Raw genomic sequence first — 12834 nt, forward strand, 5'->3', positions numbered from 1 at the left:
TTTAGTTAACTTAACTATATTACACCTTTATGTTTGTGTAAAGGGGCATGTCGATAGCACTGAATAAAATACGCTCTTTTATCTTTTTTTACTGCTTTTAATTGGTCAAATTTCTATCTCTCTGGCACATTACATTCGTAATTCCTAATAAATAAACATATTCATTCCGAAAATCCCATATAGACCCAGTAATGGTTAAAATGTTATAATGAAATTACCCTACATAGTTACTCATATTTAGATTGAGGAACTAGCGTCTTATTAAGCAATGCGCATAACTCAAATAAAAAAGACACTTTACAGTGTCTTTTTTATTTATTTTCATAAGAATTATCTCTTTTATAAACAAAATCTATTAAACAACAAAGGAGACTATCGAATGGAGAATACTGTATCGAGAGAACTACGTAACATACGTATATGCCTTATCATCTTGATCATTGTCATTGCATTTTGGGATCGTGAGAAAACTGTGGAAATCACTGACCACGGTAGCGATCCTATCGTAAACACCAGCAATATGACCCCAGTTGGCAATAATACATTTGCTTATAAAGACGAATCTAATCAAATTAAAATATTTAAATTTAACCCAGATACAAATGAAATAAAACTAATAAAAGAGTTTTATGCTAACGAATATTAATGAAATTACATTGGACAAAAGGCACCTCAAGGTGTCTTTTTTATTTTCAAAAGGACCTGCTCATGTTTATACTTCAAAACATAAAGTAAATGGAATCCGTTAAAAAACACGAGTGACCCTTTGTTTTCCCCTCTTATTAAAGGAGGAACTATTATGGGATTTGGTGGTAGTTGCGGTGGAAGCTGCGGTTTTTCTGGAGGATTTGCACTATTAGTTGTATTGTTTATTTTATTAATCATCGTTGGAGCTTCTTGCTTCTGCTAAAAAACTATTGGAAAAGACACTCTTATATGGGTGTCTTTTCTTTGTAAACTAAAATGTATGTGAAATGAAAACATAGTAAAAATGGGATACTTACTCAAATTGTTTTTCACCTTATAAATTATATCCAAAAAGTTGGATAGCTCCTTTTACTACTCATATTATTAATAAATAAAGCAATAACTACAATAACAAGGGAACCAACTAAAACCGGTGTTACTAAATAACTCCAACTGTATGCTCCTAAAATAACGACAATGGGATCAGCCCCTGCCGGAGGATGCGTTGTTCTTGTTAACATCATAATAGCAATCGACATACCAACTGCTAAAGCAATTGTCCAATATTCATTTCCAAACAAATGATATATTGATAGACCAATGAAAGTTGAAATCAAATGTCCTCCAATAATATTACGCGGCTGAGATAGCGGTGCATTCCAAACTCCAAACGCTAATACACAACTCGCTCCAAATGGAGCCATTAGTAATTCTGTAGAAGTTATACTCGTTAAATATGTTAAGGTGAGAATCGTTAAAAATCCCCCCAATAATCCCGTTAAAGAGTCCTTTATATTTACTTGTAATGGACTTCTTCCTTTCCCTTTCATTTTTGCAAAATATCGTACACTTATTGGTTGATCCTCTTTCTGCTTAGCTGCTGTTATATTACTCATCATTCTCCTCCTTTATTTACCAATAATTATATCCCGAACTAACTAACCAGTCAACATTGATTTTAGAGGTTAGTTTAAAGACACAGAAAAAAAAAGAATCAACTGTTATAAGTTGATTCCCTAAACTTCTTCAGATTTTCGAACCTGAAATTTTGCTACCTTTTTTCGATTCCCACATATTTTCATAGAACACCATTTTCGCTTTCCACTTTTATCTATAAATAATAAAACACAGTCAGGGTTTGAACACCTTTTAAGAGAAATAAGCTCATTTTCTGCTATTAACGTTAAAGCATCAAATGCAATTAACGATACAAGTACATCCTCAATTTCTCCAACTGGAATAGGTACTAAACTCTGTTCAATAACTTTATATGTAAATGGTGCCTTCTCAAGTTGTTTTTCTAAATACGTAATAAAATCATCAGAAATTTCGTGCTGATCGGCAATTGCCTCAAACTGTTTTCTCAGTAATTCTCTTAGCTCTAGTATGCTAGATGTAATTTGATTCATTCGCTCTTGAATTCCTATAAGTGTTTTTTCATTCCAGAAAGGAAGATTAACCTTTACTACATGTAGCCATTCTAATACATCTTCATCTGTTATTAATAAATCATAACGGTGTCCACGCCTAACTAACTCTGTATTCACTAAATCTAATGAGAGATTTCCAGATATAAGCGGGAATTGTTTTCTTTCCTGCATGTACTCATCACCTACTCTTTAAACAATCATATTCCAAATTAATACAGAAGTGCAACTTTTTTATAAACTACAAAGTATGAAGACCAAAGCCTTTAGCCATAATTACGACTAAAGGCTTTTTTATATGTAAATAAAAAAGGAGCTGACTTTATGGAACATAATAAAAACGGGATGCTTGCTTTAATCGTTCTGTTTGTAGGACTAGCTTTTTTTATTTTCGGTATGGTTTATCATTTATGGGGAACGGTGTGAACTACCCACCACTGAGTATCTCTTACGAGCCTACCCCGAGTGGGGGCTTCTCGGTTCATCGCTACTTTTGACAGCTAACGAATTTGTCCTAGGACAGCCGAGCTAACTCCCTTGTTCCAAAGGTTATTTTGTTACTATTTATGCCAACACTAATAAGCGGATGGCTTCCTTTTTGATATTGATCGCTGCATTATAATCACGGCCAATTATGAGTCCACACAAACACGCATACGTGCGTTCACATAATGGCATTTCTTTTTTATTTCCACAATTACTACACATCTTTGTAGAAGGAAACCATTTATCTATTTTTACAATCTGTTTTCCTTGTTCTTGTAGCTTATATGCTAAAAATGTCGTAAACATCCTCCAACCGTTGTCCGCTACACTTTTACCAAAGCGAAGTGCTCGTGACATACCTTTCATATGTAAGTCTTCGATTGCTACAACGTCAAAACTCGTAGCTAATTCTTTAGACTTATGATGAAGAAAATTTTTACGTTGATTGGCGACCTTTTCATGCAACTTCGCTACACGAATGCGTTGTTTATTCCAGCGTTCTGAACCTTTCACACGTCTTGCTAACACTCGCTGTGCCTTTGCTAATCTATCTAACATCTGACGATAAAAGCGAGGATAATTGGCTTTCTCATCTTCGCTACTCACGTACAATTCAGCCATTGCGAAGTCTAATCCAACTACACGTTCTACTTCTTTTGGTGTGATTTCTTTTTCATATTCGGTCAAAATAGACACGTAATACTTACCAGTTGGTGTCATCGAAATTGTGCACGATTTGATGATATGGTTTTGCGGTATCTCTCTATGTTGCTTCAGTTTCACCATTTTCAATTTCGGTAATTTGATATAACCATGAAATAACATAATATTTCCATTTACTCGATTCGTTGTATAGGATTTTCTACTCTTTTTGCTTTTGAATGTTGGAAAATCATTTTGACCACTAAAAAAATTCTTATACGCAGTTTGCAAATTTAATTGCGCGTTGGCCAATGCTAAGGAATCGACTTCTTTCAACCATTCATACTCCATTTTGTATTTCGCAGGAGTAGGGAATTTTTGTTTCTTCAGTTCTTCCTTATTCGCTTTGTGTTTTTCATATGCTTCTTTTCGTTCAGCCAGCATTTTATTATATACAAATCGTACGCAGCCGAATGTTTTACGTATGAGATGTGCTAGTTCTTCTGTTGGATACAGACGAAATTTGTAAGCCTTATTCTGCTTTGCCATATCCATTCACCCCATTTTCCGCTTCATTTCCCATAAGCTATGACGGTAATCACACAACCTGAACACTACAAAATTATTATCTACTTCCATTGTTATACCAAACTTTACCTCTTATAAGAATAATTATATCAAAGGCGAAATAAATAGGAAAACCAAATGTTTGGCTACGCCAAACCGAAATTCATCTCCCACCTGCCGCTAGACTATCGTCTTTCACACGCCTGAGGAAGGAGACTTCTTTCGGATAATACGTTAAAACAATTATAAAAAAAGGCCCCATTAATGGGGCGCTCAAAAAATAATATAAGTAAATGAATTAAAACAAATAACAGACAACTAAAATATATAAGATTAACATCACATAATCTATATATATGCAAAATTACATAAAATTATTTACTATTACATGCTATACTAAAAAAGGAGTCGACAATCGTTATTTTCTTCTTAGTTTTAAAGCAATATGGATATATACCTTCTTATCGCATTTGGATTGTACAAGTAAAAGAAGACATCTTACTAGATGTCTTCTTTTCTTATATTTTTATGAATTCCTTTGAGCAGATGCTCTCCAAGCACGAAAAGATGTTGGGTGTCCAGAATGAGCTCTTTGCTTTGTAGCAGCAACAGCTGGTTTTTCTTCAATAGTCGTTGGTTTTTCTTCCACAATCGCTGATTTTTCTTCAAGAGTAGTCACAGCTGTTTGTATTTTTTCCAGCTGCTCTTTTAAAGCTTGCTGTTCAATCTTTAAATCCGTAAGTAATCGTAAAATCATTTCAGAATTGGCCATAAAGATCCTCCTTCCCCCAATACACAGAATAAAATACAATATGTCATCAGCATAATACCCGTGACAAAAATAAGGTCGTCAACTCTTATAAAATCTAAGCACCTTTTATTTTTCAAAAGGACCTGCTCAAGTTTATCCGTAAAAACATAAAGTAAATTAAATCCATTAATTAATGGTCTTTATGGAAGGAGGAGTTAATATGGGCTATGGAGGTACTTGTGGTGGAGGCTGCGGTTTCGGCGGCGGTTTCGCTTTACTTGTTGTACTCTTTATCTTATTAATCATCGTTGGCGCTAGCTGTTGGGGCGGCGGATTCGGCTGCTAAGGAGAGGCACTCTTGAGAGTGTCTTTTTTTCGTTTCTCAATATGTATCTCGTATATTAATATTAAAATTCGATATTTCTTTATTACTTTACTAAGCGGCGAGTAGTTCACTTATGCTTGTTCGATGCTTTGCTAACGATTTAGCTAACTTGTTGGTCTCGGAAATATTGTAGGATCGAGATGAATTTGTTGCCCTACTATTTTTATCCCCCATCCAATATGTTGTTTACAATTTTATATGTCTAATTAAGAAAAAGTATACTATACCAATTCCAGTGAATACTGTAGCTTTATATTACAGTTGAAAAAGCACTCGATTGGATTGATGGTAAATTTTGTTTAGGTAATGAATCTGCTGGAAAGCTTTAGAGTTATTGTGGACCAGGTTGCGGAGATAACATGAGTTTAGGTGGAGGAACACCTATTAACTCAATCGATAGTTGCTGCCGTGCTCATGATCGATGCTGGATTAGTTTTGGTAACGGTGATAAATGTTGTGATTAAACGCTTGCAAGTTGTATCGCTCCCTACCAAAATCAAGATTATTGGAGCTGGTTACAAATCAACTCTTACTTCCAACTTAAAGGTGGGTTATGCTAATAATTAAACATGAAAAGGAATTTTATGTTATTTTCTTGTTAGTTGTAATATTGTTTTATGAAAGGTGGGATTTGTATTAAAAAGCTATCAAGTTTTGTTCCTTTTATTTTGTTATTAGTGGGCATAGTTTTATTGGGTTTATATTTACTTACCGGAAATAGAATAATTGATGATAATTTTTTAATATCTACAACCTTATTAGTTTTAGTCTTAACATTTATTACATCATTATTTTCGAAGAAAGACTTTTTTCAAAAGTTTTCATGTATTATTTCTGTACTTTTATTTATCATTTTCATTGCATATTTCGCTATTTCTTTACTATTTTGGAGTACACCATAGATTGTATATAAATTAAAAGCTTCCATTTGAGTTTGTATAAAGTGTATCTAACATATGAGCTCTTTCTTATTTATTAATTCCAATATATTTAAGTGGGCATTTTGTAAATCTAATTATAGATTAAAAGAAAATGCAAAAAGTATGCTGGAGCATTTAATTTCACAAATGTATTCTCTCATAAATTCTATGCAATCCAGAGCATCAAACTGCGAAATACTTTTGGCAGAATCCTTCAAGAATTGAGTGCATATCCACTTATAAAAATTCATTATATATAACCGTTTATACGAACTAACAATACATAAATTAAGGAAAATTCATTTGTTTAAACTTAATAATTTCTCCATATTAAAACAGCCGACTATTATACATTAACTAGTCGGCTACTTTTAGTACATCAATTTATACAGAAGCTTTGAATTTTACCTTTACTATTTTCACCATAACTGAACCAAGAATGCCCAAAACTGATAAAGTTGTTACTGCCCAGCAGAAGCGTCCCCCATACCAATTTTTAAATATCCTCTCCTTCATTTATTTCATTCTCATTTATGCTTTCCTCGTAACAAGTTTTCTTACACCTTCTTCAGTACATGTAACATTAACATTAAAATTGACATAACACTTCATGCACCATATACTGTTAACAACAGTATACTGTCATTAACAGTATAAATCCTAATTCATTCTAGGAGGTATATCCATGAAACATACAGGAAGACATACAGGTGCATTTCTTTTGTTATTTTTAGCAGAAGGTGATAACTATGGCGGGCAATTACTACAAAAGTGCGAAGAAGAACTTCCAGTCAATCCAATAGATAGTGCCATTTTATATCGCACGCTAAAAAAGTTAGAAAGCGAAGGTGCAATCGAATCTTACGTAAGTACAGATCATCAAGACAAACCGAGAAAGATGTACAAAATTACGCCTGCTGGAAAGGAACAATTGGCACATTTCCAAATGGATATTGAAGAAAAAATGAAGAACTTATCCTTTTTCTTAGACAAATATAAAAACTTAAAGGAATCCAATCATGATTAACGGCGTGATTCTTTACACTTTAGCCATTATTCTTACCGGGATTTCTTTTATGAAAGACCGCAATAAAACGAAAGAAGCTCTAATGAAGTCGTGGAAAATGTTTCGCAATCTTCTACCTGCGATGCTCTCCATCATGCTTTTCGTTGGCTTATCGCTTTCTATATTAACGCCGTCTTTCATCTCTTCTATTATTGGGGAGCAGTCTGGATTCATCGGCATTGTTTATTCAGCAATACTCGGCTCCGTTGCACTTATTCCAAGCTTCGTCGTATTCCCACTTGGTAATACGTTAGTACAACACGGCGCAGGCCTTCCTCAAGTTGCGGCACTTATATCTACACTCATGTCAGTAGGGCTTACAACATTACCGATGGAACAAAAGATATTTGGGCGAAGCTTTGCTTACGCACGTAATGCATCTGCATTGCTCATGTCCCTCCTATTCTCCTATATCATTTGGATGGTGATGGTATGAAAGAACTAAAAAAATATCGCTTCTTTTTCATCTTATTACTGGGACTCTTCGTATTAACTTTTATAAATCAATCTTTAGGATGGAGCGCATTACAACTAACAGGCAATAGCATTTTAGATATGTTGTTTCTCCTTCCCCCTGTTCTACTATTTGTAGGATTACTTGATCAATGGGTGAAAAAAGAAACGCTCATGAAATATATGGGCAAAAATTCCGGTATATACGGAATCTTATTATCTCTCTTATTAGGCGGCATTGCAGCTGGTCCTCTCTACGTTGCCTTCCCAATTGCAGCACTCCTTCTAAAGAAAGGCGCAAGTATTCGGTACATCGTATTTTTCTTAGGCGTTTGGACAACTGCGAAATTGCCAATTCTCGTGTATGAATTCTCTTCATTTGGCACTATCTTTACACTTATTCATGTTGGTTTCGGTTTAGTATTCTTTTATGTAATGGGGCTTATTTTTGAGAAGGTTTATGATCAGGGGCAGTTGCTAAAATATGATGTTACGAAAGAAATGTAAAAAGACATCTTTATCTCTTAAAGATGTCTTTTTATATAAACCTTAATTCTCGTTCTGTAAAACCCTCGCTGCCGTTACTCCCTGTTTCTCTTCTTTTAAAAACAACGATACGATAAAAGCAACAATGATAAAGACTAACCCTAGTGTAAAAGCACCTTGGAATCCTGATGTTAAACCGTTTAACTTCTCTACTGGATCCATTGGATTTGCGGAGCTTTCCATATAGCTAGCTGTTCCTGAAGACATTTTCGAAATAAAGATAGCCGTACCAATTGCGCCAGCTACTTGTTGCAACGTACTAAACAGTGCTGTTCCGTGTGGATATAAATCTGGTGTTAATTGATTTAAACCGTATGTTTGTGCTGTCATGACAAACATGAGTCCAACCATTAATACGCTATGCATAACGATAATTTGTACCATTGATGTGTCAGGAGTAATGCCTTTAAACAAGAACATCGCAATCCCTACTAACACAATACCAGGAACGATAATAACTTTCGGGCTAAATTTATCAAATAGTTTACCCGCGATTGGTCCCATTATGGCGCTAATAACACTTCCTGGAAGCATGATAATCCCTGATTTAAAAGCTGTAACGAGTAACACTGTTTGCAGGAACATCGGTAATAACGTCATCGTTGAAAATAATGACATCATCACAATGACGATTAATCCAACTGATAATGTAAACATCGGAACTTTAAATGCGCGTAATTCTAAAATTGGATTCTCAATTTTCAATTGTCGAACGGCAAAAATACATAATGAGATAAGCCCAACAAGTAAAGTGCCATACACTTTCGCATCAGACCACCCTAAATCACCCGATGCACTAAAGCTATACACAAGTCCTCCAAATCCTAATGTCGATAAAAGGATTGATGGATAATCTACTTTTGGTCTTGTTAACTCTGAAACATTTTGAATGTACTTCATACCAATCATAATGGAAATGATCACGATTGGAATAACAATATAGAATAACCAGCGCCAATTTAATGAATCCACAATTACTCCAGATAATGTAGGACCAATTGCCGGAGCTGCCATCATCACAAGTGCGATTAATCCCATTGTGGCACCACGTTTTTCAGGCGGACAAATGATTAAAATCGTATTCATTAATAACGGTGTAATTAATCCCGTCGCTACAGCTTGGACGATACGGCCGACTAATAAAACGGAAAATGTCGGTGCGAATCCCGCAATTAATGTACCGACTAAAAACGTTACCATAGCGATTAAAAACATTTGTCTCGTTGTGAGCCATTGCTGAAGTAACGCTGTAATCGGAACTAAAACCCCAACCACTAACATGTAAGCTGTAGAAAGCCATTGAATCGTTGAAGCTGTTACACCAAACTCTTTCATTAATACTGTTAACGCATTACCAAGTAATGTTTCGTTTAATAATGCAACCATTGCCCCTAAAAGTAATGCAATTAAAATGGGGGTATGTTTCAAATTAGAAGTATCAACTTTGCCACTTGCTGGGCTCTTAGTTGTCATATTCATTTACAAATTCTCCTCCTATTTCTTACTTAAAAAACTTTAAATACACCAGAACACATGTAATATAATATACATATGTAGATTAAAAAGGGAGAATCAATTGTCAGCCACTGTATACTTAATCTACAAAAAAGGAGAATTGTAGATGAACGATAATGAAAAACAACTCGATTTACGTATTAGACGTACACATAAATTACTATGGGATTCCTTATTTGAATTAATGACGCAATCAAAACAAAAATATAGTACGATCACCATTAACCAAATTTGCGACCGTGCGATGGTACACCGAACAACCTTTTATAAACACTTTGAAGATAAAGATGCTTTATTAGCATTTGGATTTAAACGATACAGCAAGATGATTGTTGAAATACCAGTTTCAGATCGATTAAGTAAACCATTTCAAGTAATGGAACAATTTCTACACCATGAAGAAATCGGTAAAATATTAGAGACGCAAATGTCAGATGAACAATTTATTAACCGGACACAGTATTTAAGTCACGAAACGAGAAAACAAGAAATAGAAGCGTTAAATCAACTACGCAAAAATCATACGATGCCAAATGATTTAATCATTGAATTTTATTCAGGGGCAATCACCTCATTAAGCGCATGGTGGTTTAAAAATGAAAGAAGCGTTTCTGCTGCTGAAATGGATAAGTATCTCCACCAACTTATTAACCGGGATATTTTTCAGTTTGAAGAGGAATAACTTCCCCATCAAAAAAACGCCTATATGAAATAGGCGTTTTTTTGTACATACTACATACCAATCTTCTTCAAATCCGAACTTTCAATAATCGAATGAGAATATCCATCTTTCCCAACTCGCACACATACAGGCCTTATCTTTTCATCAGAACCTGTATTTTCCGCAGGTTTTGCTTTCGTTTTCACAGGTGAAACGCTCACAGGAAAAGGATACTTAGGCGCGACGCTTATATTGTTGCGGGTTGTTTATAAAAAGAATGTGGAATAGGTATTTCACTAAGATAGATAAACATACCCCAGAAAAATATGAGTTTATACTATTTTAATTTTCTTCACTTAGATCTTCTTTTAAATGAGACTTTTTTAAAGAAATTCCCCCTGGTATCTTCTTATACTTTATGTAGCCTGCATAGTTAACCTTTTCTACATTACTTACTGCACATAGTCATACAGATTTTTCGCTAACAATAAACAAGTTACTGTAATGAAGAGGGCGCGAACATACCCGCTTCCTTTTTTTATAGCAAATTTGGAGCCAACAATCCCTCCAGCAATTTGAGCAATCCCCATTATAAAACCATACGCATAGTTTACTTGCCCCACATACATAAATATCAACAATGCACCAACATTACTTCCTAAATTAAGAAACTTCGCATTACCTGCTGCTTTTAAAAAATCATACCCAATAAATAAAAGAGCAAACATTAAAAACGAACCTGTGCCAGGACCTAGAAATCCATCATAAAAACCAATAGCAAAAATAAAAAAGGTAAAAATAATGAAGTGTCGACCAGATAATTTCTTATGAGTAGAAATACTACCCCAATCCTTTTTAAATATTGTATAAATAGCAACTGCACCAAGCATTACCAGCATCAATGGCTTCAGTACTTCTGGGTTCATTAAATGAACGGTCCATGCCCCTACTATAGAGCCTATGAAAGTGATTGGAAATAATTTTAAAGCCGATTTCAAATCAAGATTACCAGAACGGTAAAACACAATATTACTAGTTGCACTTCCCATTGTTGATGCTAATTTATTCGTGGCTACTGCACTTGCTGGATTCAGCCCTGTAAATAATAAAGCTGGTAAGGCAATCAATCCACCACCACCTACAACTGAATCAATAAATGCAGCCACAAACCCAAAAACAATCAAAATAATTAATATAGATGGGTCTAAATACAAATCCATACTAGTAGCCTCCCCTTTAGTCACTATTGTAATAGTAACTATCAATTTGCTAAATGTAAAGAGTTATTGTAACGTTGAAATATAAAGTGAAACTTTAATCAGTGGGGGGGTTGTGTTCATCCCCCACTGATTATCAGCCCTCACCAATCGGGCTTTTACGGGCAGTTGATCCCCACCTAACTTCTTTGCTTCCGCTGAATTTTGAGGTGGGGGTCTTACTGCCCGTTAAAGCGGGATAAAAGCAAACATCGGAGGACGAAAAAGTGGACTACATAGTACAACAGCTTAAAAAAATTGGTTTTAATGAATATGAAGCTAAATCTTATGTATCTCTTGTGAAACAGGGGCCTGCTACAGCCTACCAAGTAAGTAAGGATTCAGGGGTCCCAAGAGCGCGAATTTATGAGATTTTGGGTAACCTTGTAGAAAAAGGAATTGTCATGAAGGAAGAAATAAATGACACCACTCGCTATTCACCTCTACCTGTTGAAATCTTTTTACAGAAAGCTCAATCAGAATGGCAATCTACTTATGAAGGAATCAGTGATTCATTAAAAAAACTCGAAACTTCCGAGGAAAAAACGGATAATCGAGTGATTACTTTAAAAGACAACAAAACAATCATTAGCTATTGTCAGGCATTAATAAAAAAAGCAGAACACCGTATTGTCATTTCAATGTGGGATGAGATGTATGAAGCGTTAAAAGAGGAACTATCTGAGGTAGCTGATAAAGTTTCAGTACAAGGTATTACCTTACATGTTGAAAATCCAATTAAAAATCTAGAAGCTCATCGTATCACACCCTATACAGAAACTCTGTCTACAGAACATTGGTTTATTTTATCGATAGATTCTAAAGAGATGATTTATGGACCATCAATTGAAGAGCGTAACATTGCTTTTTATACAGATGACCCCGTTCATATATACTTACTAGAGGATTATGTATGGCATGATGTTTTAGTGAATCGACTTGTCCGACGTAGCCAAGATGACTTGGAGCAATGGATTACTATAGAGAGAAAATCCTTCTTTATGGGAAAATAAGAAACATATTCAAGAGCAAATCAAAAAATTTGCGTATTAAACCTAACAACTTCTCCTTATAAAAATAGCCGACTATTACATAATAGTCGGCTATTTTTAACATGTTGATTTATGCAGACACTGCCACTTTCTCTTTACGAAAGATTCCCATTAGCCCACCGATTAATAGTAAAACTGCAGGTAAAATATAAATGAAAGAAATACAAATAAATCCTCCAATTGCAGCGATTGTCATCATAGCTCCGCCAACTTTTGCTTTGCTTTTTACCATAACTGATCCAACGATACCCAAAACAGATAAAGCAACTGCTGCCCAGCCTAAACCTATAACATTACTTGCTCCTTCTGCCTCCATAGCAGAAGCGACTCCACCTATAAATAAAGCGATAAATGCACATAAAATACCGAAAATACCACCAATAAGTCCTAATACAAATTCTGTTGTACGTTTCATTTTGA

Annotated in this window: 15 protein-coding genes and 1 pseudogene; 9 read left to right on the forward strand and 7 right to left on the reverse strand. The window is 34.9% G+C overall.

Annotation, left to right across the window (positions count from 1 at the left end):
- Nucleotides 1–379: 379 nt before the first annotated feature.
- Nucleotides 380–646, forward strand: coding sequence for a YmzC family protein (locus QCI46_RS22715; RefSeq protein WP_353841465.1), 267 nt, complete (start codon nucleotides 380–382; stop codon nucleotides 644–646).
- A 153-nt stretch (nucleotides 647–799) separates the two neighbouring features.
- Nucleotides 800–910 (forward strand): YjcZ family sporulation protein, encoded by a 111-nt coding sequence (locus tag QCI46_RS22720; protein ID WP_000505686.1) that lies wholly within the window; start codon nucleotides 800–802, stop codon nucleotides 908–910.
- A gap of 118 nt (nucleotides 911–1028) precedes the next feature.
- Here the strand turns inward: QCI46_RS22720 and QCI46_RS22725 are convergent, their stop codons facing one another.
- From QCI46_RS22725 to QCI46_RS22740, 4 genes are all read right to left on the reverse strand, one after another.
- Nucleotides 1029–1583 carry an HPP family protein gene (locus QCI46_RS22725; protein WP_000065737.1) on the reverse strand — a complete coding sequence of 185 codons (555 nt, stop codon included), beginning with the start codon at nucleotides 1581–1583 and terminating at the stop codon, nucleotides 1029–1031.
- 120 nt (nucleotides 1584–1703) lie between these two features.
- Nucleotides 1704–2288, reverse strand: coding sequence for a CGNR zinc finger domain-containing protein (locus QCI46_RS22730; protein ID WP_327959409.1), 585 nt, complete (start codon nucleotides 2286–2288; stop codon nucleotides 1704–1706).
- Nucleotides 2289–2678: 390 nt separating this feature from the next.
- On the reverse strand, nucleotides 2679–3791 hold the full coding sequence (locus tag QCI46_RS22735; RefSeq protein WP_483299022.1) for an RNA-guided endonuclease TnpB family protein: 1113 nt from the start codon (nucleotides 3789–3791) through the stop codon (nucleotides 2679–2681).
- A 544-nt stretch (nucleotides 3792–4335) separates the two neighbouring features.
- Nucleotides 4336–4581, reverse strand: a complete 246-nt coding sequence (locus tag QCI46_RS22740) for a hypothetical protein (RefSeq protein WP_353841466.1) — start codon at nucleotides 4579–4581, stop codon at nucleotides 4336–4338.
- 199 nt (nucleotides 4582–4780) lie between these two features.
- Between QCI46_RS22740 and QCI46_RS22745 the strand changes: the two genes are divergently transcribed.
- The 4 genes from QCI46_RS22745 (at nucleotide 4781) to QCI46_RS22760 (ending at nucleotide 7891) form a co-directional block, all read left to right on the forward strand.
- The gene (locus QCI46_RS22745) at nucleotides 4781–4906 is read left to right on the forward strand and encodes a YjcZ family sporulation protein (protein WP_000540385.1); all 126 of its coding nucleotides are present in this window, start codon (nucleotides 4781–4783) and stop codon (nucleotides 4904–4906) included.
- A gap of 1644 nt (nucleotides 4907–6550) precedes the next feature.
- On the forward strand, nucleotides 6551–6892 hold the full coding sequence (locus tag QCI46_RS22750) for a PadR family transcriptional regulator (protein WP_353841467.1): 342 nt from the start codon (nucleotides 6551–6553) through the stop codon (nucleotides 6890–6892).
- Nucleotides 6885–7367, forward strand: a complete 483-nt coding sequence (locus QCI46_RS22755) for a hypothetical protein (protein WP_353841468.1) — start codon at nucleotides 6885–6887, stop codon at nucleotides 7365–7367. Before QCI46_RS22750 ends, QCI46_RS22755 begins: the two co-directional genes overlap by 8 nt.
- Entirely contained in the window at nucleotides 7364–7891 is a 528-nt protein-coding gene (locus tag QCI46_RS22760) for a permease (protein WP_353841469.1), read from the forward strand. The genes QCI46_RS22755 and QCI46_RS22760 overlap by 4 nt, the downstream gene beginning before the upstream one ends.
- 42 nt (nucleotides 7892–7933) lie before the next feature.
- On the opposite strand, the gene QCI46_RS22765 is transcribed toward QCI46_RS22760, so the two are convergent.
- The gene (locus QCI46_RS22765; protein WP_353841470.1) at nucleotides 7934–9409 is read right to left on the reverse strand and encodes an MDR family MFS transporter; all 1476 of its coding nucleotides are present in this window, start codon (nucleotides 9407–9409) and stop codon (nucleotides 7934–7936) included.
- Between the two features lie 142 nt (nucleotides 9410–9551).
- Between QCI46_RS22765 and QCI46_RS22770 the strand changes: the two genes are divergently transcribed.
- Nucleotides 9552–10127, forward strand: coding sequence for a TetR/AcrR family transcriptional regulator (locus QCI46_RS22770; RefSeq protein WP_353841471.1), 576 nt, complete (start codon nucleotides 9552–9554; stop codon nucleotides 10125–10127).
- Nucleotides 10128–10235: 108 nt separating this feature from the next.
- A pseudogene (locus QCI46_RS22780) lies at nucleotides 10236–10394 on the forward strand (EamA/RhaT family transporter); the annotation flags it as partial.
- Nucleotides 10395–10558: 164 nt separating this feature from the next.
- Here QCI46_RS22780 and QCI46_RS22785 read toward each other — a convergent pair.
- The gene (locus tag QCI46_RS22785; RefSeq protein WP_353841472.1) at nucleotides 10559–11326 is read right to left on the reverse strand and encodes a TSUP family transporter; all 768 of its coding nucleotides are present in this window, start codon (nucleotides 11324–11326) and stop codon (nucleotides 10559–10561) included.
- 263 nt (nucleotides 11327–11589) lie between these two features.
- Between QCI46_RS22785 and QCI46_RS22790 the strand changes: the two genes are divergently transcribed.
- Nucleotides 11590–12375: a TrmB family transcriptional regulator gene (locus QCI46_RS22790; RefSeq protein WP_353841473.1), complete on the forward strand. Its 786-nt coding sequence runs from the start codon at nucleotides 11590–11592 to the stop codon at nucleotides 12373–12375.
- A 109-nt stretch (nucleotides 12376–12484) separates the two neighbouring features.
- Here the strand turns inward: QCI46_RS22790 and QCI46_RS22795 are convergent, their stop codons facing one another.
- Complete coding sequence (locus QCI46_RS22795; protein ID WP_353841474.1) at nucleotides 12485–12829, reverse strand: DUF4064 domain-containing protein; 345 nt, start codon at nucleotides 12827–12829, stop codon at nucleotides 12485–12487.
- Between the last annotated feature and the right edge of the window lie 5 nt (nucleotides 12830–12834).

The organism is Bacillus cereus group sp. RP32 (assembly GCF_040459735.1).
In the GTDB taxonomy this organism is placed as follows: domain Bacteria; phylum Bacillota; class Bacilli; order Bacillales; family Bacillaceae_G; genus Bacillus_A; species Bacillus_A wiedmannii.

Excerpts from the sequence above, each read along its gene's own strand:
- QCI46_RS22755 (WP_353841468.1), top strand. The coding sequence starts at position 6,885 with ATGATTAACGGCGTGATTCTTTACACTTTAGCCATTATTCTTACCGGG.
- QCI46_RS22740 (WP_353841466.1), bottom strand. The coding sequence starts at position 4,581 with ATGGCCAATTCTGAAATGATTTTACGATTACTTACGGATTTAAAGATT.
- QCI46_RS22760 (WP_353841469.1), top strand. The coding sequence starts at position 7,364 with ATGAAAGAACTAAAAAAATATCGCTTCTTTTTCATCTTATTACTGGGA.
- QCI46_RS22715 (WP_353841465.1), top strand. The coding sequence starts at position 380 with ATGGAGAATACTGTATCGAGAGAACTACGTAACATACGTATATGCCTT.
- QCI46_RS22750 (WP_353841467.1), top strand. The coding sequence starts at position 6,551 with ATGAAACATACAGGAAGACATACAGGTGCATTTCTTTTGTTATTTTTA.
- QCI46_RS22730 (WP_327959409.1), bottom strand. The coding sequence starts at position 2,288 with ATGCAGGAAAGAAAACAATTCCCGCTTATATCTGGAAATCTCTCATTA.
- QCI46_RS22765 (WP_353841470.1), bottom strand. The coding sequence starts at position 9,409 with ATGAATATGACAACTAAGAGCCCAGCAAGTGGCAAAGTTGATACTTCT.
- QCI46_RS22725 (WP_000065737.1), bottom strand. The coding sequence starts at position 1,583 with ATGAGTAATATAACAGCAGCTAAGCAGAAAGAGGATCAACCAATAAGT.
- QCI46_RS22720 (WP_000505686.1), top strand. The coding sequence starts at position 800 with ATGGGATTTGGTGGTAGTTGCGGTGGAAGCTGCGGTTTTTCTGGAGGA.
- QCI46_RS22745 (WP_000540385.1), top strand. The coding sequence starts at position 4,781 with ATGGGCTATGGAGGTACTTGTGGTGGAGGCTGCGGTTTCGGCGGCGGT.
- QCI46_RS22770 (WP_353841471.1), top strand. The coding sequence starts at position 9,552 with ATGAACGATAATGAAAAACAACTCGATTTACGTATTAGACGTACACAT.
- QCI46_RS22795 (WP_353841474.1), bottom strand. The coding sequence starts at position 12,829 with ATGAAACGTACAACAGAATTTGTATTAGGACTTATTGGTGGTATTTTC.
- QCI46_RS22735 (WP_483299022.1), bottom strand. The coding sequence starts at position 3,791 with ATGGCAAAGCAGAATAAGGCTTACAAATTTCGTCTGTATCCAACAGAA.
- QCI46_RS22785 (WP_353841472.1), bottom strand. The coding sequence starts at position 11,326 with ATGGATTTGTATTTAGACCCATCTATATTAATTATTTTGATTGTTTTT.